The organism is Pseudomonas wayambapalatensis (genome assembly GCF_049942315.1).
GTDB classification, from domain to species: Bacteria; Pseudomonadota; Gammaproteobacteria; order Pseudomonadales; family Pseudomonadaceae; genus Aquipseudomonas; species Aquipseudomonas wayambapalatensis.
In genome coordinates this window covers 1-23468 of sequence record NZ_JBNFMU010000075.1, presented here as the reverse complement: position 1 = coordinate 23468, position 23468 = coordinate 1, and the positions used below count along the sequence as shown (strand labels likewise).

Genomic DNA, 23468 nt, shown 5'->3' with positions numbered 1-23468 from the left:
CGGCGAAAGCTGAAGAAAAACTCAAAACCGTGTCCGGGATGAGTTGACCACTACAAACCTGCCGAACAACTAACGGGGCGGAAGCGCTTCGGAAATTTTTCAATACCCTAATAACGCAAAAAGCCCTGAATAATCAGGGCTTTGAATATGGCGGAAGCGTAGAGATTCGAACTCTAGGATAGTTGCCCATCGACGGTTTTCAAGACCGTTGCCTTAAACCACTCGGCCACGCTTCCAGCTTGTTTTGCGGCGGCAATCATACCGTAATGAAACACGCTGTCAAACTCTCTCTGTCACCCGTTGCAGAGGCTCTGTTATGATCTTTGCATCTGAACGTTTCAAACCCACAGGAGTGTCGCCATGCGCGAACAGGATTACGCCGTACAACACGGCCAGCAGGTCGAGCAGCAGGAGGTCAGCAAGGTCCTGCGCAACACGTACAGCCTGCTGGCGCTCACGCTTGCCTTCAGCGGCGTGATGGCTTTCGTCGCTCAACAGATGCGCGTCGGCTACCCGAACATCTTCGTGGTGCTGATCGGCTTCTACGGGCTGTTCTTCCTCACCGCCAAGCTGCGTGATTCGGTCTGGGGCCTGGTTTCTACCTTCGCCCTCACCGGCTTCATGGGCTTCATCCTCGGCCCGATCCTCAACCGCTACCTCGGCATGGCCGGTGGCGCTGAAGTGGTCAGCTCGGCCTTCGCCATGACCGCACTGGTATTCGGTGGCCTGTCGGCCTACGTGCTGATCACCCGCCGCGACATGAGCTTCCTCAGCGGCTTCATCACCGCGGGCTTCTTCGTGTTGCTGGGTGCCGTGGTCGCGAGCTTCTTCTTCCAGATCAGCGGCCTGCAACTGGCGATCAGTGCTGGCTTCGTGCTGTTCTCGTCGGTCTGCATCCTGTTCCAGACCAGCGCCATCATCCATGGCGGCGAGCGCAACTACATCATGGCGACCATCAGCCTGTATGTATCGATCTACAACCTGTTCGTCAGCCTGCTGCAACTGTTCGGCATCATGGGTCGTGACGACTGATCGTTAGCGATTGGACGATTCAGGAAAGCCCGCTTCGGCGGGCTTTTTTGTGCGTGGATGCTTTTGGGGTGCACGCCCCTCCCCGCCACGAAGAAGCAGAGAGCAGCCCAGTCAAGACGTACCTCTACCCCTTCGCCGTCGGGCCCCGTAGAATGCGCTCCTTTTTTCTTCGGGGCGGTTTCCCATGAGTTCACTCGAACACGAGCCGGGCGCGACGGCGCCTGCCAACGAACTGGTCCTTGGCCTCGAGGACAAGCCGCGGCCACTGATCGGTCTGCTGGCGGCACTGCAGCACTTGCTGGCGATCATCGTGCCAATAGTCACGCCTGGCCTGCTGATCTGCCAGGCGCTGGGCGTTTCGCCGCGGGACACCAACCTGATCGTGTCGATGTCGTTGGTGATCTCGGGCATCGCAACCTTCGTCCAGTGCAAGCGCTTCGGGCCATTCGGCGCAGGGTTGCTGATCGTCCAGGGCACCAGCTTCAACTTCGTCGGACCACTGATTGCCGGTGGTGCGCTGATGGTCAAGCAGGGTACGCCGGTCGAAGGCGTGATGGCGGCAATCTTTGGGGTCGTGATCGCCGGCTCGTTCGTGGAGATGGGCGTTTCGCGCATCCTGCCATTCATCAAGCGTCTGATCACCCCGCTGGTGACAGGCATCGTGGTGCTGATGATCGGCCTCACCTTGATCAAAGTTGGCCTGATCAGCATGGGTGGCGGCTTTGCGGCCATGGGCAACGGCACCTTCGCCAATGGCGAGAACCTGCTGCTGTCAGGCGTGGTGCTGGCGATCATCGTGATCCTCAACCGGATTCCGGTGGTGTGGATGCGCAGCTGCGCCATCGTCATCGCGCTGGCGGTGGGCTATGCGCTGGCAGGCTACCTGGGGCGTCTGGACTTTACTGGCATGCACGAGGCCGCGCTGTTCCAGGTGCCGGTACCGCTGCACTTCGGCCTGGGCTTCTCCTGGGCGCTGTTCATTCCGATGCTGGTGATCTACCTGGTGACCTCGCTGGAAGCCATCGGCGATGTGACAGCCACCAGCAAAGTGTCGCGTCAGCCGGTCGAGGGGCCGGTGTGGATGCAACGCATCAAGGGCGGGGTGCTGGTCAATGGGGCGAACTCGCTGCTGGCGGGCCTGTTCAACACCTTCCCCAGCTCGATCTTTGCGCAGAACAACGGGGTGATCCAGCTGACGGGTATCGCCAGCCGTCATATCGGTGTCTGGATCGCGCTCATGCTGGTACTGCTGGGGCTGTTCCCGAGCGTGGCCGGGGTGATCCAGGCCGTGCCGGAGCCTGTACTGGGTGGTGCGGCGATGGTGATGTTCGGTGCGGTGGCGGCATCAGGGATCAATATCCTGGCCAGCACCCGCCTGGATCGTCGGGCGTTGCTGATCATCGCCGTGTCGCTGGCCCTGGGGCTGGGCGTGGCGCAGGTGCCGGAGTTCCTGGCGCACATGCCTGCGGCGCTGCGTAACGTACTGGAGTCTGGTGTTGCCACCGGCGGTATCTGTGCCCTGGTGCTGAACTGGTTCCTGCCAGAGAGCCGGGAACGCGCCTGACCATCTTTGCAGGCAGACAAAAGCCCGCGCCTACAGGTGCGGGCTTTTTGCTTTATCATGACGGCACTTCTTTACACGAGCCTTCCATGAAATTCGCCATCGCGGTGTTTTCTCCGGCCCATGCGCCCTCCTCGCGCCGCGCGCTGCGCTTCGCCGAGGCGGCCCTGGCCGGCGGACACGAGATTACTCGACTGTTCTTCTACCAGGACGGGGTGCACAGCGCCTCGGCCAACGTCGTCGCGCCTCAGGATGAACAGGATGTGGCGGCGCAATGGCGCAGCTTCGTCAGCCACCATCAACTCGATGCGGTGGTCTGCATCGCCGCAGCATTGCGCCGGGGCGTGCTCGACGAGGTCGAAGCCAATCGCTACCAGCGCCCTGCCGTGAACCTGCCCAAGCCGTGGGAGCTGTCTGGTCTTGGGCAACTGCACGAAGCTGCGCAAGTGGCAGACCGTCTGGTCTGCTTCGGAGGCGATTGAAATGGCCAGCTCTTTGTTGATCATCAGCCGCCAGGCACCCTGGAATGGGCCATCCGCCCGCGAAGCGCTGGATATCGCGCTTGCCGGTGGCGCCTTCGACCTACCGCTGGGCATGCTGTTTCTCGATGACGGTGTCTTCCAACTCGCCAGCGGCCAGCAACCGGCCCTGCTGCAGCAGAAGAACCTTGCCGCCAACCTGCAGGCGCTCCCGATGTTCGGGGTCGAGGAGCTGTTCGCCTGCGCGCACAGCCTCCAGCAACGCGGACTGGACGGCAGCACGCTAGAGCTGCCGGTACAGGTCCTCGACGATGCAGCACTGCGTGCACTGATCGCCCGTTTCGACCAGGTGGTGACCCTCTGATGACGACCCTGCATGTAATCAGCCATTCGCCCTTCGGCGACAACCGCTTGACCAGTTGCTTGCGTTTGCTGGACAACCAGGACGCGCTGCTGCTGTGCGGCGATGCGACCTACGCCCTCAAGCCCGGCAGCGAGCCTTACCGTGTATTGCAGGCTGCTGGCCTGGAGCAACGCCTGTTCGCCCTCGAAGAAGACCTGCAGGCCCGCGCAATCCCCGGCGAGTTGGCAAAGGCCGTGGACTATCCCGCCTTCGTCGCGCTTTCGCTGCACTACGACAAGGTCAATACCTGGCTATGAGCGACCTGATTGTCGGCAATCGCTCGATTGCCCTGGACAAGGACGGCTTCCTGGTCGACCTGCAGGACTGGTCCCACGAGGTCGCCCAAGCCCTGGCCGCCCGTGAAGCGATCGCACTGACCCCGGACCACTGGGAAGTCCTCGAATTGCTGCGCCAGTTCTACGACGAATACCAGCTTTCGCCAGCGACCCGTCCGCTGATCAAGTACACCGCCCTGAAGCTGGGCCCGGACAAGGGCAACAGCCCGCACCTGAACCGTCTGTTCAATGGCACCCCCGCCAAACTGGCCGCCAAGCTGGCGGGCCTGCCCAAGCCGACCAACTGCATATGACCGAGCCGATGACCGACAGCCCGAGCCCCCTGACCCTGGAAACCCCGGCCGAACACCCCTTCGCCGAGTTCGTGCGCATTCTCGGCAAGGGCAAGCGCGGAGCACGGGGCTTGACCCGCGAGGAAGCGCGCGCAGCGATGACACTGCTGCTCGAAGGAAAGGTCGAAGACACCCAACTGGGCGCCTTTCTGATGCTGCTGCGACACAAGGAGGAAAGTGCCGAGGAGCTGGCAGGTTTCACCGAGGCCCTGCGCACCCACCTGCAAGCCCCATCGATCGCTGTGGATCTCGACTGGCCAAGCTACGCCGGCAAGAAGCGCCACCTGCCCTGGTACCTGCTGGCTGCCAAGTGCCTGGCCAACAGCGGCATTCGCATTCTCATGCACGGCGGCGGCGCCCACACGGCTGGGCGCCTGTACACCGAGCAGTTGCTCGCCCTGTTGGACATCCCCTTGTGCCGTGACTGGCAGGCGGTGGCCGATAGCCTGGACCAGCAGCGCCTGGCCTTCTTCCCGTTGCAGGACTGGGCGCCGCAATTGCAGCGGATGATCGACCTGCGCAACACCCTGGGCCTGCGCTCGCCGATCCACTCCCTGGCCCGCGTACTCAACCCGCTCGGCGCGCGCTGCGGCCTGCAAAGCATCTTCCACCCGGGCTACCAGGCCGTGCACCGCGAGGCCAGTCGCCTGCTCGGCGATCACGCCCTGGTGATCAAAGGTGATGGCGGCGAGATCGAAGTCAATCCGGATGTCATCAGCCACTTGTACGGCACCACCGGCAGCGAGGCCTGGGACGAAGAATGGCCCGCGCTGAGTGCACAACGCCACGTCAAGCCAGCAAAGCTTGAGCCCGAGCATCTGTTGGCGGTATGGCACGGCGCGGTGCAGGACAGCTATGGCGAGCTGGCGGTCGTCGCGACCATGGCCCTGGCGCTGCGCGGTCTGGGCCATGATCGCGAACAGGCGTTCGACACCGCGCGCACGTTCTGGTCAAACCGAAACATCTAACCAGTCGATCAATAACTGGCGATATTTGCGCTATTTATTCGAACGGTATGCCCTAGACTGAGCTCCAACGACAGACTATTTGGTAATTGGAGCTCCACATGGGCCTTTTGATCGACGGCCGCTGGCATGACCAGTGGTACCAGAACAGCAAGGATGGCGCCTTCCGCCGCGAAAACGCCCAGCGCCGCAATGCGCTGCCTGCGGCCGAAGCAGGCCGTTACCACTTGTATGTTTCGCTGGCCTGCCCATGGGCGCACCGCACCCTGATCTTCCGAGCACTCAAGGGCCTGGAGCCACTGATCGACGTATCTGTGGTGAGCTGGCTGATGGGCGAGCACGGCTGGACCTTCGACATCGCACAGGGCTCGACCGGCGATCATCTCGACGCCCTACAGTACCTGCATCAACGCTACACCGTGGATGATCCGCACTACACGGGCCGAGTGACCGTACCGGTCCTGTGGGACAAGCAAGAGCAGCGCATCGTCAACAACGAGTCAGCGGAAATCATCCGCATCTTCAACAGCGCGTTCGACGAGTTGACCGGCAATTGCCTGGACCTCTACCCCGAGCCATTGCGCAGCACCATCGATGCGCTCAACGAACGTATTTACCCGGCGGTGAACAACGGCGTGTATCGCGCAGGCTTCGCCACGACCCAGGAGGCGTACGAGGCAGCGTTCGATGAGGTGTTCAACGAGCTGGATCACCTGGAAGCGCTGCTCGACAGCCAGCGCTACCTGGCCGGCGAATACCTGACCGAGGCGGATGTAAGGCTGTTCACCACGCTGGTGCGCTTCGACGCGGTGTATCACGGGCACTTCAAGTGCAACCTGCGGCGGCTGGCGGACTACCCGAACCTCTCCAACTGGCTACGCGAGCTTTATCAGTGGCCAGGGGTGGCGCAGACGGTGGATATGGAACATATCCAGAAGCACTACTACATGAGCCACAAGACTATCAACCCGAACGGCATCGTACCCAAGGGGCCACTGCAAGACTTCACATTGCCCCATGATCGTGAGCGGTTGGCGGGCAAGGGCATATGGCAGGGTTGAAATCATTGGGGCTGCTTTGCAGCCCATTCGCGGGCAAGCCCGCCCCCACAGGTTTAAAGCGGCGCCGTACCTGTAAGAGCGGGCTTGCCCGCAAATGGGTCACGAAGTGGCCCCAGTGATCAGCTGTTCTGCGCCCCTTCGAACCAGGCCAGCTTGTCACGCAACTGCACCACTTCCCCAACGATCACCAAGGTCGGCGCATGCACTTCATGCCGGGCCACCAGGTCCGGCAGGTCTGCCAGGGTCCCGGTGAACACGCGCTGATTGCGGGTCGTGCCCTGCTGCACCAGCGCTGCCGGCGTGCTTGCCGCACGGCCATGACGGATCAACTCGGCGCAGATGGTCGGCAAGCCTACCAGGCCCATGTAGAACACCAGTGTCTGGGCTGGCGCCACCAGGTCATTCCAGGGCAGGTTGCTGGTGCCGTCTTTGAGATGGCCCGTGACGAAGCGCACCGACTGGGCGTAGTCGCGGTGAGTCAGTGGAATACCGCCGTAGGCCGAACAGCCGCTGGCCGCCGTGATACCCGGCACGACCTGGAAGGGGATGCCCTCGTCGGCCAGTTCCTCGATCTCCTCGCCGCCACGGCCGAAGATGAACGGATCGCCGCCCTTCAGGCGCAACACCCGCTTCCCCTGGCGGGCCAGATCGACCAACAGGCGGTTGATCTGGTCCTGGGGCACAGCATGGTCAGCGCGGCGCTTGCCGACATAGATGCGCTCGGCATCACGCCGACACATCTCGATGATGGCCGGGGCCACCAGACGGTCGTAAAGCACCACGTCGGCCTGCTGCATCAGGCGCAGGGCACGGAAGGTCAGCAAGTCGGGATCACCAGGGCCGGCACCGACCAGATAGACCTCGCCACCCTGCTGTACAGGCGCGCCATCGACCATGGCCTGCAACAGCCGCTCGGCTTCGGCGCCCTGCCCGGCCAACTGCCGCTCGGCGATCGGCCCCTGGAACACAGTCTCCCAGAAGCCGCGACGCTGGTTGACGTCCGGGTACAGCGCCTTGACCTTGTCACGAAAACGCGCGGCCAGGCCTGCCAACTCGCCGTAGGTGGACGGAATCCAGGTCTCGAGCTTGGCCCGGATCAAACGTGCCAGCACCGGCGCATCGCCGCCACTGGAAACCGCCACCACCAACGGCGAGCGATCGACGATGGCAGGGAAGATCACCGTGCACAGGGCCGGTGCATCCACCACGTTGACCGGTAGGTTGCGCGCCTGTGCGTCCGCCGATACCTGTGCGTTGAGCCCCGGGTCATCAGTGGCGGCGATCACCAGACGGCAACCCTCCAGGTCAGCGACCTGATAGCCGCGCACCAGCACCTCTCCGCTGCCTTCCCTGGCCAGCGCGGCCAGCTGGCCGTCGACTTCCGGCGCGACCACCCGCAGCACGCCGCCGGCATCCGCCAACAGGCGCGCCTTGCGCAGGGCGATCTCACCGCCGCCGACGACCAGTACCCGGCCGCCCTGCAGCTTATGGAACAGCGGCAGGTACTTCATTTAGCGGATAACCTCGACGCCGCCCATGTAGGGCTTGAGCACCTCGGGCACACGAATCGAACCATCGGCCTGCTGGTAGTTCTCCAGCACCGCAACCAGCGTGCGGCCCACTGCAAGGCCGGAGCCGTTGAGCGTGTGCACCAGCTCCGGCTTGCCGGTTTCCGGGTTGCGCCAGCGGGCCTGCATGCGGCGGGCCTGGAAGTCGCCGCAGTTGGAGCAGGAGCTGATTTCGCGGTACTTGCCCTGGCTCGGCACCCACACTTCCAGGTCGTAGGTCTTCACGGCGCCGAAGCCCATGTCGCCGGTGCACAGGGCCAGCACGCGGTATGGCAGCTCCAGCAACTGCAGCACGCGCTCGGCGTTGGCGGTCAGGCCTTCAAGGGCTTCCATGGACTTGGACGGCTCCACCACCTGGACCATCTCGACCTTGTCGAACTGGTGCTGGCGGATCATGCCGCGGGTGTCACGACCCGATGCGCCCGCTTCGCTGCGGAAGCACGGGGTGTGGGCCACCAGTTTCAGCGGCAGCTGCTTGGCGTCGAGGATCTCGCCCGCTACCAGGTTGGTCAGCGACACTTCGGCGGTCGGGATCAGGTAGAAGTCGGCCTCGCCTTCGCGAGTGATCTTGAACAGGTCTTCCTCGAATTTCGGCAACTGGCCAGTGCCCTGCAGGGCCGGGGCCTGTACCAGGTAAGGGGTGTAGTGCTCCTCGTAGCCGTGCTCGCCGGTGTGCAGGTTGATCATGAACTGCGCCAGGGCGCGGTGCAGGCGGGCAATCGGCCCACGCAGCACGGCAAAGCGAGCGCCGGACAGCTTGGCCGCAGCCTCGAAGTCCAGGCCACCACTGACTTCACCCAGGGCAACGTGATCCTTGATCTCGAAGTCGAAGGCCTGCGGCGTGCCCCAGCGGCGCACTTCGACATTGTCGTCTTCGCTGGCGCCGACCGGCACGCTGGCGTCCGGCAGGTTGGGGATGGTCAGCAGGATGCCGTCGAGCTCGGCCTGGATCTCGTCCAGCTCGGTCTTGCCGGCTGCAAGCTCGTTGGCCATGCGCTCGACATCCGCCATCAGCGGGGCGATGTCTTCGCCCTTGGCCTTGGCCTGGCCGATGGATTTGGAACGGGCATTACGCTCGGCCTGCAGCTGCTCGGTGCGGGTCTGCACCGACTTGCGGCGCTCTTCCAGTGATTCGATGCGCGCGACATCCAGGCTGAAGCCACGGGAGGCCAGGCGATCCGCCACTTCCTGAAGTTGGCCGCGTAACAGTTTGGAATCGAGCATATCGTTCTCTCGTTGTGTTTTAGGTGTTGGTTCAGATTCGGGTCAGGGCCAGGCCGGCCCAGGTGGCGAGCAGCCCGCCCAGCACGCTGGCGGCGGCATAGCCGAAGGCCAGGGGCGCCTGTCCGCTTTCGAGCAGGCGCACGGTATCCAGTGAAAAGGACGAAAAGGTGGTCAGCCCGCCGACGAAGCCGACGATCAGCCCCGCACGCACCTCGATCGGCACGCCGGGCTTGTTGAGAAACAGGCCGTACAGCACACCGATGATCAGGCAGCCCACCAGATTGACCGCAAGCGTAGCGAGATAGAAGTGTCGTGGCCAGTGGGCATTGACCCAGTTGCCCGCAGCAAAGCGAAGCAAGGTGCCAGCAATACCGGCGGCGCTCACCGAGGCGATCAGAGCAATCACGTTTTTCTCCGTTGACGAGGGCTGTTGCGGTCCAGCTCGGCAAGGTGGCGCAGTTTCTCGCCAATCTTCAATTCCAGGCCTCGTGGCACTGGCTGGTAATAGGGGCGTGGCTCGAGTTCGTCGGGGAAATAGTCTTCGCCCGCAGCGTAGGCGTCTGGCTCATCGTGGGCGTAGCGGTATTCGTCGCCATAGCCCAGTTGCTTCATCAGCTTGGTCGGTGCGTTGCGCAGGTGCAGTGGCACTTCGAGCGAGCCGTGCTCGGCGGCCTCGCGCAGGGCGGTCTTGAAGCCCATGTAGACAGCGTTGCTCTTGGGTGCGCAGGCCAGGTAGGTGATGGCCTGCGCCACTGCCAGCTCGCCCTCGGGGCTGCCCAGGCGCTCCTGGACATCCCAGGCCGCCAGGCACAGGCTCAGTGCGCGGGGGTCGGCGTTGCCGATGTCCTCGCTGGCCATGCGCACCACGCGGCGGGCGATGTACAAAGGATCGCAACCGCCGTCGAGCATGCGCGCGAACCAATACAGCGCGCCGTCGGGGTTGGAGCCGCGCACCGACTTGTGCAGCGCCGATATCTGGTCATAGAACGCCTCGCCGCCCTTGTCGAAGCGGCGGCGGCTGTCGCCAAGCAGGCTTTGCAGCATCTGCACGTCGATTTCGCTGCCATCCTCGGCAAGGTCGGAAGCGTTCTCGAGGAAGTTGAGCATGCGCCGACCATCGCCATCGGCAGCGGCCATGAGCATCTTGAACGCCTCATCGCCGACCCGCAGGTTGCGCTTGCCCAGCCCACGCTCTTCGGTCAGCGCACGGTTGACCAACTTGCGCAGGGCCGCTTCGTCCAGGCTCTTGAGTACATAGACCCGAGCCCGTGACAGCAAGGCGTTGTTCAGCTCGAACGAGGGGTTTTCAGTGGTGGCGCCGATGAAAAGCAAGGTGCCGTCTTCGACGTAGGGTAGAAAGGCGTCCTGCTGGGACTTGTTGAAGCGGTGCACTTCGTCGACGAACAGGATGGTGCGCCGGCCATACTGGCCGGCCTGCTGCTTGGCCACCTCGACGGCCTGGCGGATTTCCTTGACCCCCGCCAGCACCGCCGAGACCGTCTCGAAATGCGCATCGCAAAACTGCGCAAGCAGCCGGGCCAGCGTGGTTTTGCCAACTCCCGGCGGCCCCCAGAAGATCATCGAGTGCAGCGCACCCTGCTCCAGCGCTTCACGCAGCGGCTTGCCACGCGCCAGCAAGTGCTCCTGGCCCACGTACTCATCCAGGTTGGACGGACGCAGGCGAGCAGCCAGAGGCTGGGCAACGGGTTCGCTTCGAAACAGGTCCATGATGCCTCGCGTTACTCCTGGATGACGTCGGCGCCTTCCGGGATCTTGAACTGGAACGTGCTCGCCGGGACAGCCTGGTTGGCCTTGACCCCGTTGAACAGGATGTTGGTGCGCTGACCGACGCTGTCGATCAGTTGCATGTCATTGATCAGCCCTTTGCGGAACGAGATGCGCAGGGAGTCGAACAGCGTGTCCTTGGTCTTGGGCTTGAGGGTGAAGTCCATGACCTCGCCCTGCTCCTTCGACGCGATGTCGAAGCTCTGGCTGATCTTGGAGACATCGCCGGACAGCAGCAACGCCGGGGTCTGGCTCAAACGCACATCAAGCTTCTTCACCGTGGCCTGTTCCAGGTCCGGGTCCCACAGGGTGACTTTCTGGCCATCGGACACCACCACCTGCTCTTGCGGTGCATCGGTGTGCCAGTAGAACAGCCCCGGGCGCTTGACCGTCATCTTGCCGGTCGTTTCCTGCAAGCTGGTGCCGCTGGCATCCAGAGTCAACTGAGAGAAGTTGGCCTCGATGGTCTGGGACTTTTCCAGCAACTGGGTCAGGCGCTGTACATCTTGCTCACCGGCATAAGCGGTAACCGAGCCCAGGGTCAGGGCAGAAACCAACAGCATGCGAATCGCGCGCATGGGAATCCTCATTGAGCAGTGAATAGGCCGGACGCCGTCGTTGGCGCCCGACAAAGTGATCATCAATCGCGCGGGCCACCTGGGGCAATCACTTCCCGCGAGCCGTTGCTGTTCATCGGAGTGACCACACCGGCCATCTCCATCGCCTCGATCATCCGCGCGGCACGGTTGTAGCCGATCTTGAGCTTGCGCTGTACCGCTGAAATCGATGCACGACGGCTTTCAAGCACGAACTGCACTGCTTCGTCGTACAGGGCGTCGGTTTCCGCATCGTCGCCATCGCCACCGCCGCCACCACCTTCGAAGCCGCTGCCAGCCTCTTCGACGCCGTTGAGGATGTCGTCGTTGTAGTCCGGCGCCCCCCGCAGCTTCCAGGCTTCGACCACACGGTGCACTTCATCGTCGGATACGAACGCACCATGGACCCGGATCGGCAGGCTGGTACCCGGTGGCATGTAGAGCATGTCACCGTGGCCGAGCAACTGTTCGGCACCGCCCTGGTCGATGATGGTCCGCGAGTCGATCTTGCTCGACACCTGGAACGCCATGCGGGTAGGAATGTTGGCCTTGATCAGACCGGTGATCACATCGACCGATGGACGCTGGGTAGCGAGAATCAGGTGAATACCCGCCGCCCGCGCCTTCTGGGCGATTCGGGCGATCAGCTCTTCGACCTTCTTGCCGACGATCATCATCATGTCGGCGAACTCGTCGACGATGACCACGATGGTCGGCAGGGTTTTCAGCGTCGGCGGCTCGTCTTCCATGCTCTCGCGGCGGTACAGCGGATCGTGGATAACCTCGCCCGCTTCCTGGGCATCCTTGATCTTGCGGTTGAAGCCCGCCAGGTTACGCACGCCCATGGCGGCCATCAGCTTGTAGCGGCGCTCCATCTCGGCGACGCTCCAGCGCAGGGCGTTGGCGGCGTCCTTCATGTCGGTGACCACCGGGCACAGCAGGTGCGGAATGCCTTCGTAGATCGACAGTTCGAGCATCTTCGGGTCGATCATGATCAGCCGCGCATCTTCGGGGCCGGACTTGAACAGGATCGACAGGATCATCGCGTTCACACCCACCGATTTACCGGAACCGGTAGTACCGGCCACCAGTAAGTGCGGCATCTTGGCCAGATCGGTGATCACGGGCTTGCCGCCGATGTCATGCCCCAGCGCCAGGGCTACCGGCGACTTGGCTTCGTCGTATTGAGACGAGGACAGGACCTCGGAGAACCTCACCATCTGACGGTTCTCGTTGGGAATCTCGATGCCCACGGTTGTCTTGCCGGGAATCACCTCGACCACCCGCACGCTGGTCACTGCCAGCGAACGCGCCAGGTCCTTCGCCAGGTTGGCGATGCGGCTGACCTTGACACCTGCAGCCGGCTGGATTTCATAACGAGTAATCACCGGGCCCGGATGGATGGAGTCCACCGACACCTCGACACCGAACTCCTTCAGCTTGATTTCCAGCAGATGACCGACGCCGGCCAGCGACTCGGGCGAATACTCGATTTTCTTCTGCTCGGCCGGGTCGAGGATGGAGATCGACGGCAGCGTGCCTTCCACGGCGCTGTCGACGAACAACGGTGCCTGCTTCTCCTTCATCACCCGCTTGCTCGGTTCGGGCGCCTTGACCGGGGCCGGGATATTGATCACTGGCGCCGGCTGTTGCTCGCGCTGGGCCACATGCTTGGTCAGGGCCTCGTCGCGCTCGATGATGCGCTCGCGGGCCTTGACCTGCTCGCGCTTGTCCGTAACCACAGGGGCGACCACTTCATCGACCTGGTCGTCCACCTCGCGCAGTTGCGCCACCAGGCGTTTGCGCTCGTTGCGCGCCTCCCACCAGCGGTTGGCCGCACCTTGCACCAGTTCGAACAGGTCGAGGGTGATCTTGCCGGTGAGGTCCATGACCTTGAACCACGAAAGGTCGGTGAACACGGTCAGGCCGAACAGGAACAGGGCGATGAACATCAGCGTGCTGCCCTGCACGTTCAGCAGGTTGCGCGCCAGGTCGCCCAGGCTTTCACCCAGGGCGCCGCCAGCGGAGAACGGCATGCTCGCGGGAGGGTGGAAATGGATATGCGCCAGCGCCGCGCCCGACAACACCAGGAATACCAGGCCGATCAGGCGCCAGGAGAACAACCAGCCGCTCCACTGCCAGGGCTGGTGGCGCTCGCGAAAGATCTGCCAGGTCTTGATTGCCAGCAGCAACGGGAAAATGTAGGCGAAGTAGCCGAGCACCATGAACAGGATGTCGGCGAAGAAGGCACCGGCGCGACCGGCAGCATTCTGCACCTGGTCGACGTTGCTGGTGTGGCTGAAGCTCGGATCGGAGGTGTCGTAGGTCAGCAGCGCCATCCACAGGTACAGGCACAGGGCACCGACGGCGATCAGCGCGCCCTCCTTGAGGCGGTAATGCAACTGCTGGCGCCACAACGGCACGGGCAAAGGGGTCGGGGTTGCGGTGGATTTCTTCAAAACGCGTCTATTCCTGCGCTCGCTGCGCGTTAAATAGTGATCGAGCCGATGACTGGCCGACGAACCACTACTTTTATCATTACTGCCCGCCCGCCGCCATGGCGGCACGCCGCATGGCACATGAACAGAGGGCCGATTTCCATGGGTGCAATTTGAGCATGCATTTTGTTCTGTGACAAAGGCTTATGCTGTATTTTTGCACAGGTATGACAGCAAATGTCCGGGTTGGTGCCGGATGGCTCACTAATGCGTAGGAAACCACCTCAAACGCTGCGCCAAAACCACGCATGACGGGCAGGGACCAACCCTGGCCGCCGGCAACCTCCCCCAGGCAGCACAAGACCAGACGTTGACCACACTTCTTGCAGCCGCCATGCTGCCCGCTCCCTCCCCCACCGCCGAAAGACCATGCTCACCTGGCTGACCCGCGACTCGCTGACCTTCCCGCCCCTGGAAAAAGCCCTGCACGAGCCCAACGGCCTGCTCGCCGCCGGTGGCGACCTGACGCCCGAGCGCCTGGTCCAGGCCTATCGCCATGGCTGCTTCCCCTGGTATCAGGACGGCCAGCCCATCCTCTGGTGGTCACCGGATCCGCGCACCGTGCTGTTCCCGGACGAACTGCACGTTTCGCGCTCACTGGCCAAGCTCATACGCCAGGGCCGCTACCAGGTCACTTTCGACAGCGACTTCGAACGGGTCATCGCCGCTTGCGCCGCACCCCGCGACTATGCTGACGGCACCTGGATTACCGACAGCATGCGGGCCGCCTACTGTGAATTGCATCGACGCGGCATCGCCCATTCGGTGGAGGTGCGCCAGGATGGCGAGCTGGTCGGCGGCCTGTATGGCCTGGCCATGGGCCAGCTGTTCTTCGGAGAGTCCATGTTCAGTCGCGCCGACAACGCTTCGAAGGTCGGCTTCGCCACCCTGGTCGAGCACCTGCGCCAGGCTGGCTTTGCCCTGATCGACTGCCAGATGCCGACCAACCATCTGCACAGCCTCGGCGCTCGCGCCATCAGCCGCGCCGAGTTCGCCCGCTACCTCGCGCGCCACCTCGACCAGCCCTGCAAGGCAACCTGGGTTCGCTAGGCGAGTTCCCATTGCTGGCATACACTTAAGACAACGTCTTGCCGAGGGGTCAATCATGACAGAGTTGGCGCGGTTGAAGTTCTATGCCACTCAACCTCACTCCTGCAGCTATCTGCCGGAGGAGCAGGCGACCACGCTGTTCCTGGACCCTAGCCAGCCGATGGACGTACATGTGTACGCCGACCTTTCGGAAATGGGTTTTCGTCGCAGCGGCGATCATCTCTACCGCCCGCACTGCCAGAATTGCAATGCCTGCGTACCGGCTCGCATCCCTGCAGCACGCTTCATCCCCAACCGCCAGCAGCGGCGCATCCTCAAGCGCAACGCCGACCTCACCGTCACTGCTGCGCGCCCGGCGTTCAAGGAAGAGTACTTCGACCTGTATCGACGCTACATCGAACAGCGCCACTCGGATGGCGACATGTACCCGCCCAGCCGCGACCAGTTCTCCACCTTTCTGGTGCGCGACCTGCCATTCTGCTGGTTCTACGAGTTCCGCCTCGAAGGCCGCCTGCTGGCGATCGCCGTGTGCGACCTGCTGCCTAACGGCCTTTCGGCGGTCTACACCTTCTACGAGCCCGATGAAGAACGTCGCAGCCTGGGGCGCTTTGCCATTCTCTGGCAAATCACCGAGGCACTGCGGCAGAATCTCGAGGCGGTCTACCTGGGCTACTGGATCAAGAACTGCAAGAAGATGAACTACAAGACCCAGTATCGCCCCATCGAATTGCTGATCAACCAGCGTTGGGTCAGCCTCAACTGAAAGCATTGGCTTGAAACACAGTTTTCGGGCATAATCCACGCCACTTTTTTGCCCGGTGCAGTCGTGCGTCGGGCCATCTCTGGATACCGAGGGCTTTACTGCATGTCGAAAGAAGACAGCTTCGAAATGGAAGGCACTGTCGTCGACACCCTGCCCAACACCATGTTCCGCGTGGAGTTGGAAAACGGGCACGTCGTTACCGCGCACATCTCCGGCAAGATGCGCAAGAACTACATCCGTATTCTCACTGGCGACAAGGTCCGCGTCGAACTGACGCCGTACGACCTGAGCAAGGGCCGCATCACTTACCGTGCGCGCTAAGCTCCAGCCATGAAAAAGCCCGGCCAATGTGCCGGGCTTTTTTGTATCTGCGCAATCGCAAGGAGCGGCTTCACAGTGCTGCAGGAGCGTGCCCGCCTGCGAAAAAGACACCGAGCTGCCTGGCACGGGCTACGCCCGTGTTCGCGGGACAAGCCCGCTCCCACAGGGATTGGGCCAGCCTTTGAATTTTGAACAAGGCAGCTGCCTGCGCAGGCACAGCTGTCACGCAACCTCGGCCGTGGTCTCGAAGTCGAAGACCAGTTCACCGTCACGCAACTCGACATGCACCACGCCACCGTGCTCGGACAACTCGCCGAACAGGATCTCTTCGGCCAGAGGCCGCTTGATCTTGTCCTGGATGAGTCGCGCCATCGGTCGCGCCCCCATCTGCACGTCGTAGCCCTTGACGGCCAGCCAGCCGCGCGCCTCGTCACTGACCTCCAGCAACACGCGCTTGTCTTCCAGCTGAGCCTGCAGTTCGATGAGGAACTTGTCGACGATACTCTTGATCGTCTCGTGGCTCAGGCGGCCGAACTGGATGATAGTGTCCAGGCGGTTGCGGAACTCCGGCGTGAAGCTCTTGCGGATGACTTCCATGGCATCGGACGTGTGGTCCTGCTGGGTGAAGCCGATCGAGGCTCGCGCCGCGGTTTCGGCACCCGCGTTGGTGGTCATGATCAGGATCACATTGCGGAAGTCTGCCTTGCGCCCGTTGTTGTCGGTCAGCGTACCGTGGTCCATCACCTGCAGCAGCAGGTTGAAGACTTCAGGGTGGGCCTTCTCGATTTCATCGAGCAGCAGCACGCAGTGTGGTTGCTTGGTGATCGCCTCGGTCAGCAGACCGCCCTGGTCGAAACCGACATAGCCGGGCGGCGCGCCGATCAGTCGCGACACGGTGTGGCGCTCCATATACTCGGACATGTCGAAGCGCACAAGCTCGACCCCAAGCGCCTTGGCCAACTGACGCGCTGCCTCGGTCTTGCCGACACCGGTAGGCCCTGCGAACAGGAACGAACCAACTGGCTTGTCCGGTGCCTTCAGGCCTGCACGCGACAGTTTGATGGCGGTGGACAGCGAGTCGATCGCCGCATCCTGGCCGAACACGGTCAGCTTGAGGTCACGCTCCAGGTTGCGCAGCAGCTCCTTGTCGGAACTGGTGACGTGCTTCGGCGGAATCCGCGCGATCTTGGCGACGATGTCCTCGACCTGCGGCACCTCGATGCGCTTGACCCGGCTGGCTTCCGGCTGCAGGCGCTGATAGGCACCCGCCTCGTCGATCACGTCGATGGCTTTGTCCGGCATGTGCCGATCGTTGATGTAGCGGGCAGCCAACTCCGCAGCTGCACGCAGGGCCTCATCGCTGTACTCGATGTTGTGGTGGCTTTCGAAACGCCCCTTCAGGCCGCGCAGGATACCCACGGTATCTTCCACCGACGGCTCGCTGACATCGACCTTCTGGAAACGCCGCGCCAGGGCACGGTCCTTCTCGAAGATGCCACGGAACTCCTGGAAGGTGGTCGAACCGATGCAGCGGATATCTCCGGAGGACAGCAACGGCTTGAGCAGGTTGGACGCATCCATCACCCCACCGGATGCCGCGCCGGCACCAATGATGGTGTGAATCTCGTCGATGAACAGGATCGCCTGCGGCCGCTTGCGCAGCTCACCCAGCAGCGCCTTGAAGCGCTTCTCGAAATCGCCGCGATACTTGGTGCCGGCCAGCAGCGCACCCAGGTCGAGCGAGTAGACAACGCTCTGTGCCAACAGGTCGGGCACCTGGCCATCGACGATGCGCTTGGCCAGGCCTTCGGCGATGGCAGTCTTGCCGACACCCGCCTCACCGACCAGCAGCGGGTTGTTCTTGCGACGGCGGGCCAGGATCTGCGCGACGCGCTCGACCTCCTGCTCACGCCCCACCAACGGATCGATACGACCGGCACGGGCCAGTTCATTGAGGTTGCTGGCATAGGCGTCCAGCGGGTTGCTGGACGAGGACGCCTCGCCCCCTTCCTCATCCTGCATTTCCTGGTCGCTGTCGGTATGCGGACCGTGCCCCGGCACCTTGGAGATGCCATGGGCGATGTAGTTGACCACATCGATGCGCGCCACGCTCTGCTGCTTGAGCAGGAACACGGCCTGGCTTTCCTGTTCGCTGAAGATCGCCACCAGCACATTGGCGCCGGTCACTTCACGCTTGCCGGAGCTTTGCACGTGGAAAACGGCGCGCTGCAGCACACGCTGGAAACCGAGCGTAGGCTGGGTTTCGCGGTCCTCGTCGTGGACGGGAATCAGTGGCGTGGTCGAATCGATGAACTCCTGCAGGTCATGCTTGAGCTTGTCGAGATTGGCGCCACAGGCGCGCAGAACGGTCGCGGCGGCCTCATTGTCAAGGAGTGCCAGCAACAGGTGTTCGACGGTCATGAATTCATGACGCTTCGAACGGGCCTCCTTGAAGGCCAGATTGAGGGTGACTTCGAGCTCGCGGTTTAACATAGCTTCACCTCATACCCAAGTGGTCGGCGATTAACCGTCCTTCTCGATTTCACAGAGTAGCGGATGCTGGCTTTCTCTTGCGTATTGATTGACCTGCATGGCCTTGGTCTCGGCGATGTCCCGGGTAAACAATCCGCACACTGCCCGCCCTTCGGTATGGACGGTCAGCATGATCTTGGTCGCCAGCTCGCGGTTCAGACTGAAGAACGTCTCGAGCACTTCGACGACGAAATCCATCGGTGTGTAGTCATCGTTGAACAAAACCACCTTGTACATCGGTGGCGCCTGCAGGATCGGCTTGGCTTCCTGCACTGCCAGACCTGCACCGTCGTCCTCATCGGACTTCGGATGATCCTGATTGAATGTTAGTCGAATCTGCCTGAGTGCATGCATGGAAAGAATTTCATCATATCGACAGGTTAGGGTAATGGATTGACCGCGCAGTCACCGCAGGAGCGGCCGCCGCATGACCTTGACTATCGGCAAAACGGTGTTACAACCAATAAGAACCCACCGTGGTCTATAAAGATCCGCGCAGTCAACCAGATTTTTCGCACGGTTCGTATGCGGATGAAGTGGATGATACTCCAGTGATGGAGTCCTTTGCAGAGGGACATAGGGATGGCAAGCGGTAAAGTCAAGTGGTTCAACAATGCCAAGGGCTATGGGTTCATCAACGAAGAGGGCAAGACAGACGATCTGTTCGCCCACTACTCGGCGATCCAGATGGACGGCTACAAGACATTGAAGGCCGGCCAGAGCGTATCCTTCGACATCGTCCAAGGCCCCAAGGGACTGCACGCGGTCAATATCAAAAACGCCGGCGCCACAGCTGACAGCCCTCAAGCGAGCCGGACAGCCGAGGCCTGACCCCTTACCTTCTGCCGTATACGAAAAAACCGGCCGCTTCTTTATACAAGGAGCGGCCGGTTTTTTTGTTACCTCACATGTGCTTGATCATCTCATCACCGAAACCCGAGCTGCTCACCAGCCTGGCGCCGTCCATCAGGCGCTCGAAGTCGTAGGTCACGGTCTTGGCGGCGATTGCGCCGTTGGTGCCCTTGATGATCAGGTCGGCCGCTTCGGTCCAGCCCATGTGCCGCAGCATCATTTCGGCAGACAGGATCACCGACCCCGGATTGACCTTGTCCTGACCGGCATACTTGGGCGCCGTCCCGTGGGTCGCCTCGAACATCGCCACGGTATCGGAAAGGTTCGCACCCGGCGCAATGCCGATGCCGCCCACCTCCGCCGCCAGCGCGTCGGACAGGTAGTCGCCATTGAGGTTGAGCGTGGCGATCACGTCATACTCGGCCGGGCGCAGCAGGATCTGCTGGAGCATGGCATCGGCAATGGCGTCCTTGACGATGACCTCGCGCCCCGTCTTCGGATTGCGGAACTTCATCCACGGGCCGCCATCGAGCAGCTCGGCGCCGAACTCGTCCTTCGCCACTTCGTAGCCCCAGTCCTTGAACGCACCCTCGGTGAATTTCATGATGTTGCCCTTGTGCACCAGGGTCAGCGACTCGCGATCGTTGTCCACCACGTACTGCAGGGCCTTGCGCACCAGGCGCTTGGTGCCTTCGCGGGAGACCGGCTTGACCCCGATGCCGCAGTCCTGGTCGAAACGGATCTTGGTGACGCCCATTTCCTCCTTCAGGAACTTGATCACCTTGTTCGCCTCCGGCGAGCCGGCCTTCCACTCGATACCGGCGTAGATATCCTCGGAGTTCTCGCGAAAGATCACCATGTCGACATCGCCAGGCTTCTTCACCGGGCTGGGCACGCCCTGGAACCACAGCACCGGGCGCAGGCAGACGTACAGGTCGAGCTGCTGGCGCAGGGCGACGTTCAGCGAGCGGATACCGCCGCCAACCGGCGTGGTCAGTGGCCCCTTGATCGACACCACGTAGTCGCGCACCGCATCGAGGGTTTCCTGGGGCAGCCAGGTATCCTGGTCATAGACCTGAGTGGCCTTCTCGCCGGCGTACACCTCCATCCAGGCGATCTTGCGCTTGCCGCCATAGGCCTTCTGCACGGCGGCATCCACCACCTTGATCATGACCGGAGAGACATCGACACCGATGCCGTCGCCCTCGATGTAGGGGATGATCGGGTTATCGGGAACGTTGAGCGAATGGTCTGCATTGACGGTGATCTTGGCGCCATCCGTCGGAACCTTGATTTTCTGGTATCCCATGCTTGCACTACTCCGCTGTCGGGTGTGGTTGGACATCATGCGATCCAATCAGCCTAAACCACATCCGCCGACCTGCAAGCTGTAGGAGCGGGCTTGCCCGCGAAGAATGCGCCACCGATGGTGCGTCACTACGCCACATTGCCCGTACATCTTTGGTCTTATAAAGGCGTCGATATCACTTCGCCTTGCTGATTAGCCCAAAGGGTTTGATATACTCCGGCCCTGACCGCAGGGTCATCGGGGCGAACCCTTGGAAAATGCGGCTCGCCCTCGGCCAGGAAAGGCCAGAAAGCCTGGGCTGTTACCGCATCCCAGCATTTGACGCTCGACTGATGCATCCACCATCACCGCTCGCAGCCTCTCGACCATCCGCTCATGGCGTCGCCAGGGCGAAGCGCCTACCCTGCGCACCTCGAGACTCGAGTACGCTCAGCACATAGAGAGTTAACCCGCATGCCCACCCGTTCCAAGATCATCTACACCTTCACCGACGAAGCCCCCGCCCTCGCCACCTACTCGCTGCTGCCGATCATCGAAGCCTTCACCGCTTCGGCTGACATCGCTGTCGAAACCCGCGACATTTCCCTGGCTGGCCGTATCCTCGCGGCGTTCCCGGAGCAACTGGGCGCAGAGAAGCAGGTAGGCGATCACCTGGCGGAACTGGGTCAGCTGGCCACTACCCCTGAAGCCAACATCATCAAGCTGCCGAACATCTCCGCTTCGGTTCCACAGCTGAAGGCGGCGATCAAGGAACTGCAGGCCAAGGGCTTCAACATCCCCGACTACGCCGACGAGCCGGCCACCGCAGAAGAGAAAGAGTCCCGCGCGCGCTACGACCGCATCAAGGGCAGCGCCGTGAACCCGGTACTGCGCGAAGGCAACTCCGACCGTCGTGCACCGCTGTCGGTCAAGAACTACGCACGCAAGCACCCGCACAAGATGGGTGCCTGGGCCGCCGACTCCAAGTCGCACGTTGCCCATATGACCCAGGGCGACTTCTACGGCAGCGAGAAAGCCGCACTGATCGAGGCTGACGACAGCCTGCGCATCGAACTGGTCGCCAAGGACGGTTCCACCACCGTCCTGAAAGAGAAAACCGCCGTCAAGGCCGCCGAAGTCATCGACTGCGCCACCCTGAGCCGCAAGGCCCTGAAAGCCTTCATCGCCGAGCAGATCGCCGATGCCAAGGCTTCTGGCGTACTGCTGTCGGTGCACCTGAAAGCCACCATGATGAAGGTTTCCGACCCGATCATGTTCGGCGTCATCGTCGAAGAGTTCTACAACGACGTGCTGACCAAGCACGCGGCTGCGCTGGCTGAAGTGGGCTTCAACGCCAACAACGGCATCGGCGACCTGTATGCCCGCATCAAGGACCTGCCAGCCGACAAGCAGGCCGAGATCGAAGCCGACATCCAGGCCCTGTACGCCGAGCGTCCAGCCCTGGCCATGGTCAACTCCGACAAGGGCATCACCAACCTGCACGTACCGAGCGACGTCATCGTCGACGCCTCGATGCCAGCGATGATCCGCGACTCGGGCAAGATGTGGAACACCGCAGGCGAGCTGCAAGATGCCAAGGCGATCATCCCGGACCGCTGCTACGCCGGCATCTACCAGGCCACCATCGAAGACTGCAAGAAGAACGGCGCCTTCGATCCGACCACCATGGGCAGCGTGCCGAACGTTGGCCTGATGGCGCAGAAAGCCGAAGAGTACGGCTCCCACGACAAGACCTTCCAGATCAAGGCCGACGGCGTCGTGCGCGTGGTCGATGGCAAGGGCAACGTCGTTCTGGAACAGAGCGTCGAAGCCGGTGACATCTTCCGCATGTGCCAGACCAAGGACGCACCGATCCAGGATTGGGTGAAACTGGCTGTCAACCGCGCCCGCCTGAGCAACACCCCGGCGGTGTTCTGGCTGGACCCGGCTCGTGCCCACGACGGTGTGATGATCGAGAAGGTCCAGAAGTACCTGAAGGACCACGACACCACTGGCCTGGACATCCGCGTCCTGGCCCCGGTCGACGCCATCAAGTTCTCCCTGGCTCGCATCCGCGAAGGCAAGGACACCATCTCGGTGACCGGCAACGTGCTGCGCGACTACCTCACCGACCTGTTCCCGATCATGGAACTGGGCACCAGCGCCAAGATGCTGTCGATCGTGCCGCTGATGAACGGCGGTGGCCTGTTCGAGACCGGCGCCGGCGGTTCGGCACCCAAGCACGTGCAACAGTTGGTCGAAGAGAACTTCCTGCGTTGGGACTCGCTGGGTGAATTCCTGGCCCTGGCCGCCTCGCTCGAGCACTTGGGCAACACCTACGACAACCCACGCGCCAAGGTCCTGGCCAACACCCTGGACCAGGCCACCGGCAAGTTCCTCGACACCAACAAGTCGCCTTCGCGCAAGGTCGGCGGTATCGACAACCGCGGCAGCCACTTCTACCTGACCCTTTACTGGGCCCAGGCCCTGGCTGCCCAGAGCGACGACGCTGCCCTGCAGGCACGCTTCGCCCCACTGGCCAAGACCCTGACCGAGAACGAAGCGACCATCGTCGCCGAGCTCAACGCCGTCCAGGGCAAGCCGGCCGACATCGGTGGCTACTACGCCCCCGATGCCGAGCTGACCGCCAAGGTGATGCGCCCAAGCCAGACCCTGAACAGCGCCATCGCCGCCCTGTAAGGTTCGCTTGAAGTAACAGCACAAACCCCGGCCACGCACCGGGGTTTGTGCTTTCTGGGATTGGGGCTGCTGCGCAGCCCTTCGCGGGCAAGCCCGCTCCCACAGGTGCAGTGCAGGTCTCACAGGCAGCACTTCTCTTGTGGGAGCGGGCTTGCCCGCGAA

At 62.4% G+C, this 23468-nt stretch carries 22 protein-coding genes and 1 tRNA gene; 13 read left to right on the top strand and 10 right to left on the bottom strand.

Annotation, left to right across the window (positions count from 1 at the left end; translation table 11 throughout):
- Window positions 1-148: 148 nt before the first annotated feature.
- Window positions 149-236 (bottom strand) — tRNA-Ser (locus ACPZMI_RS02885).
- Window positions 237-360: 124 nt separating this feature from the next.
- Between ACPZMI_RS02885 and ACPZMI_RS02880 the strand changes: the two genes are divergently transcribed.
- From ACPZMI_RS02880 to ACPZMI_RS02845, 8 genes are all read left to right on the top strand, one after another.
- Entirely contained in the window at window positions 361-1032 is a 672-nt protein-coding gene (locus tag ACPZMI_RS02880) for a Bax inhibitor-1/YccA family protein (RefSeq protein ID WP_054892316.1), read from the top strand.
- 184 nt (window positions 1033-1216) lie between these two features.
- Window positions 1217-2596, top strand: a complete 1380-nt coding sequence (locus tag ACPZMI_RS02875) for a nucleobase:cation symporter-2 family protein (protein WP_426351630.1) — start codon at window positions 1217-1219, stop codon at window positions 2594-2596.
- 86 nt (window positions 2597-2682) lie between these two features.
- A complete protein-coding gene (gene tusD / locus ACPZMI_RS02870; protein WP_426351629.1) occupies window positions 2683-3075 on the top strand; it encodes a sulfurtransferase complex subunit TusD in 393 nt (130 codons plus the stop codon).
- 1 nt (window position 3076) lies between these two features.
- Window positions 3077-3436, top strand: a complete 360-nt coding sequence (tusC, locus tag ACPZMI_RS02865) for a sulfurtransferase complex subunit TusC (RefSeq protein WP_186669822.1) — start codon at window positions 3077-3079, stop codon at window positions 3434-3436.
- Window positions 3436-3732: a sulfurtransferase complex subunit TusB gene (gene tusB, locus ACPZMI_RS02860; RefSeq protein ID WP_186708653.1), complete on the top strand. Its 297-nt coding sequence runs from the start codon at window positions 3436-3438 to the stop codon at window positions 3730-3732. The genes tusC and tusB overlap by 1 nt, the downstream gene beginning before the upstream one ends.
- Entirely contained in the window at window positions 3729-4064 is a 336-nt protein-coding gene (locus tag ACPZMI_RS02855) for a TusE/DsrC/DsvC family sulfur relay protein (protein ID WP_186669824.1), read from the top strand. Before tusB ends, ACPZMI_RS02855 begins: the two co-directional genes overlap by 4 nt.
- 8 nt (window positions 4065-4072) lie before the next feature.
- Window positions 4073-5071, top strand: coding sequence for a glycosyl transferase family protein (locus ACPZMI_RS02850; protein WP_426351628.1), 999 nt, complete (start codon window positions 4073-4075; stop codon window positions 5069-5071).
- A 98-nt stretch (window positions 5072-5169) separates the two neighbouring features.
- Window positions 5170-6129, top strand: coding sequence for a glutathione S-transferase family protein (locus ACPZMI_RS02845; RefSeq protein ID WP_426351627.1), 960 nt, complete (start codon window positions 5170-5172; stop codon window positions 6127-6129).
- Window positions 6130-6248: 119 nt separating this feature from the next.
- Here the strand turns inward: ACPZMI_RS02845 and cysG are convergent, their stop codons facing one another.
- From cysG to ftsK, 6 genes are all read right to left on the bottom strand, one after another.
- Complete coding sequence (gene cysG, locus ACPZMI_RS02840) at window positions 6249-7640, bottom strand: siroheme synthase CysG (protein ID WP_186669827.1); 1392 nt, start codon at window positions 7638-7640, stop codon at window positions 6249-6251.
- Complete coding sequence (serS, locus tag ACPZMI_RS02835) at window positions 7641-8921, bottom strand: serine--tRNA ligase (RefSeq protein WP_186669828.1); 1281 nt, start codon at window positions 8919-8921, stop codon at window positions 7641-7643. It abuts the gene before it with no gap.
- A 31-nt stretch (window positions 8922-8952) separates the two neighbouring features.
- The gene (gene crcB, locus ACPZMI_RS02830; protein WP_054892326.1) at window positions 8953-9327 is read right to left on the bottom strand and encodes a fluoride efflux transporter CrcB; all 375 of its coding nucleotides are present in this window, start codon (window positions 9325-9327) and stop codon (window positions 8953-8955) included.
- The gene (locus ACPZMI_RS02825; protein WP_054892327.1) at window positions 9324-10649 is read right to left on the bottom strand and encodes a replication-associated recombination protein A; all 1326 of its coding nucleotides are present in this window, start codon (window positions 10647-10649) and stop codon (window positions 9324-9326) included. Before ACPZMI_RS02825 ends, crcB begins: the two co-directional genes overlap by 4 nt.
- Window positions 10650-10660: 11 nt before the next feature.
- Window positions 10661-11284: an outer membrane lipoprotein periplasmic chaperone LolA gene (lolA, locus tag ACPZMI_RS02820; protein ID WP_065864365.1), complete on the bottom strand. Its 624-nt coding sequence runs from the start codon at window positions 11282-11284 to the stop codon at window positions 10661-10663.
- A gap of 62 nt (window positions 11285-11346) precedes the next feature.
- Entirely contained in the window at window positions 11347-13761 is a 2415-nt protein-coding gene (gene ftsK / locus ACPZMI_RS02815) for a DNA translocase FtsK (RefSeq protein ID WP_186669830.1), read from the bottom strand.
- 408 nt (window positions 13762-14169) lie between these two features.
- Here ftsK and aat point away from each other — a divergent pair, with 408 nt between their 5' ends.
- The 3 genes from aat (at window position 14170) to infA (ending at window position 15934) form a co-directional block, all read left to right on the top strand.
- Window positions 14170-14850, top strand: coding sequence for a leucyl/phenylalanyl-tRNA--protein transferase (gene aat / locus ACPZMI_RS02810; protein ID WP_186669832.1), 681 nt, complete (start codon window positions 14170-14172; stop codon window positions 14848-14850).
- 55 nt (window positions 14851-14905) lie between these two features.
- Window positions 14906-15613 (top strand): arginyltransferase, encoded by a 708-nt coding sequence (locus tag ACPZMI_RS02805; protein WP_186669834.1) that lies wholly within the window; start codon window positions 14906-14908, stop codon window positions 15611-15613.
- Window positions 15614-15715: 102 nt separating this feature from the next.
- A complete protein-coding gene (infA, locus tag ACPZMI_RS02800) occupies window positions 15716-15934 on the top strand; it encodes a translation initiation factor IF-1 (RefSeq protein ID WP_002553999.1) in 219 nt (72 codons plus the stop codon).
- Between the two features lie 222 nt (window positions 15935-16156).
- Here infA and clpA read toward each other — a convergent pair whose 3' ends face one another.
- Window positions 16157-18427, bottom strand: coding sequence for an ATP-dependent Clp protease ATP-binding subunit ClpA (gene clpA / locus ACPZMI_RS02795; RefSeq protein ID WP_186669836.1), 2271 nt, complete (start codon window positions 18425-18427; stop codon window positions 16157-16159).
- Window positions 18428-18457: 30 nt separating this feature from the next.
- Window positions 18458-18820: an ATP-dependent Clp protease adapter ClpS gene (gene clpS / locus ACPZMI_RS02790; RefSeq protein ID WP_054892333.1), complete on the bottom strand. Its 363-nt coding sequence runs from the start codon at window positions 18818-18820 to the stop codon at window positions 18458-18460.
- Window positions 18821-19048: 228 nt separating this feature from the next.
- On the opposite strand from clpS, the gene cspD reads away from it, so the two are divergent.
- Complete coding sequence (cspD, locus tag ACPZMI_RS02785) at window positions 19049-19297, top strand: cold shock domain-containing protein CspD (protein WP_186669837.1); 249 nt, start codon at window positions 19049-19051, stop codon at window positions 19295-19297.
- A gap of 73 nt (window positions 19298-19370) precedes the next feature.
- Here cspD and icd read toward each other — a convergent pair whose 3' ends face one another.
- Complete coding sequence (icd, locus tag ACPZMI_RS02780) at window positions 19371-20627, bottom strand: NADP-dependent isocitrate dehydrogenase (protein WP_186669838.1); 1257 nt, start codon at window positions 20625-20627, stop codon at window positions 19371-19373.
- A 453-nt stretch (window positions 20628-21080) separates the two neighbouring features.
- Here icd and ACPZMI_RS02775 point away from each other — a divergent pair, with 453 nt between their 5' ends.
- The gene (locus ACPZMI_RS02775) at window positions 21081-23306 is read left to right on the top strand and encodes an NADP-dependent isocitrate dehydrogenase (RefSeq protein ID WP_186669839.1); all 2226 of its coding nucleotides are present in this window, start codon (window positions 21081-21083) and stop codon (window positions 23304-23306) included.
- The last annotated feature ends 162 nt before the right edge of the window (window positions 23307-23468 follow it).

Bases quoted from the DNA above. Each gene is read 5' to 3' on its own strand.
- ACPZMI_RS02880 (WP_054892316.1), top strand. From the start codon at position 361: ATGCGCGAACAGGATTACGCCGTACAACACGGCCAGCAGGTCGAGCAG.
- ACPZMI_RS02875 (WP_426351630.1), top strand. From the start codon at position 1,217: ATGAGTTCACTCGAACACGAGCCGGGCGCGACGGCGCCTGCCAACGAA.
- tusD (WP_426351629.1), top strand. From the start codon at position 2,683: ATGAAATTCGCCATCGCGGTGTTTTCTCCGGCCCATGCGCCCTCCTCG.
- tusC (WP_186669822.1), top strand. From the start codon at position 3,077: ATGGCCAGCTCTTTGTTGATCATCAGCCGCCAGGCACCCTGGAATGGG.
- tusB (WP_186708653.1), top strand. From the start codon at position 3,436: ATGACGACCCTGCATGTAATCAGCCATTCGCCCTTCGGCGACAACCGC.
- ACPZMI_RS02855 (WP_186669824.1), top strand. From the start codon at position 3,729: ATGAGCGACCTGATTGTCGGCAATCGCTCGATTGCCCTGGACAAGGAC.
- ACPZMI_RS02850 (WP_426351628.1), top strand. From the start codon at position 4,073: ATGACCGACAGCCCGAGCCCCCTGACCCTGGAAACCCCGGCCGAACAC.
- ACPZMI_RS02845 (WP_426351627.1), top strand. From the start codon at position 5,170: ATGGGCCTTTTGATCGACGGCCGCTGGCATGACCAGTGGTACCAGAAC.
- cysG (WP_186669827.1), bottom strand. From the start codon at position 7,640: ATGAAGTACCTGCCGCTGTTCCATAAGCTGCAGGGCGGCCGGGTACTG.
- serS (WP_186669828.1), bottom strand. From the start codon at position 8,921: ATGCTCGATTCCAAACTGTTACGCGGCCAACTTCAGGAAGTGGCGGAT.
- ACPZMI_RS02825 (WP_054892327.1), bottom strand. From the start codon at position 10,649: ATGGACCTGTTTCGAAGCGAACCCGTTGCCCAGCCTCTGGCTGCTCGC.
- lolA (WP_065864365.1), bottom strand. From the start codon at position 11,284: ATGCGCGCGATTCGCATGCTGTTGGTTTCTGCCCTGACCCTGGGCTCG.
- aat (WP_186669832.1), top strand. From the start codon at position 14,170: ATGCTCACCTGGCTGACCCGCGACTCGCTGACCTTCCCGCCCCTGGAA.
- ACPZMI_RS02805 (WP_186669834.1), top strand. From the start codon at position 14,906: ATGACAGAGTTGGCGCGGTTGAAGTTCTATGCCACTCAACCTCACTCC.
- infA (WP_002553999.1), top strand. From the start codon at position 15,716: ATGTCGAAAGAAGACAGCTTCGAAATGGAAGGCACTGTCGTCGACACC.
- clpA (WP_186669836.1), bottom strand. From the start codon at position 18,427: ATGTTAAACCGCGAGCTCGAAGTCACCCTCAATCTGGCCTTCAAGGAG.
- clpS (WP_054892333.1), bottom strand. From the start codon at position 18,820: ATGCATGCACTCAGGCAGATTCGACTAACATTCAATCAGGATCATCCG.
- cspD (WP_186669837.1), top strand. From the start codon at position 19,049: ATGGCAAGCGGTAAAGTCAAGTGGTTCAACAATGCCAAGGGCTATGGG.
- icd (WP_186669838.1), bottom strand. From the start codon at position 20,627: ATGGGATACCAGAAAATCAAGGTTCCGACGGATGGCGCCAAGATCACC.
- ACPZMI_RS02775 (WP_186669839.1), top strand. From the start codon at position 21,081: ATGCCCACCCGTTCCAAGATCATCTACACCTTCACCGACGAAGCCCCC.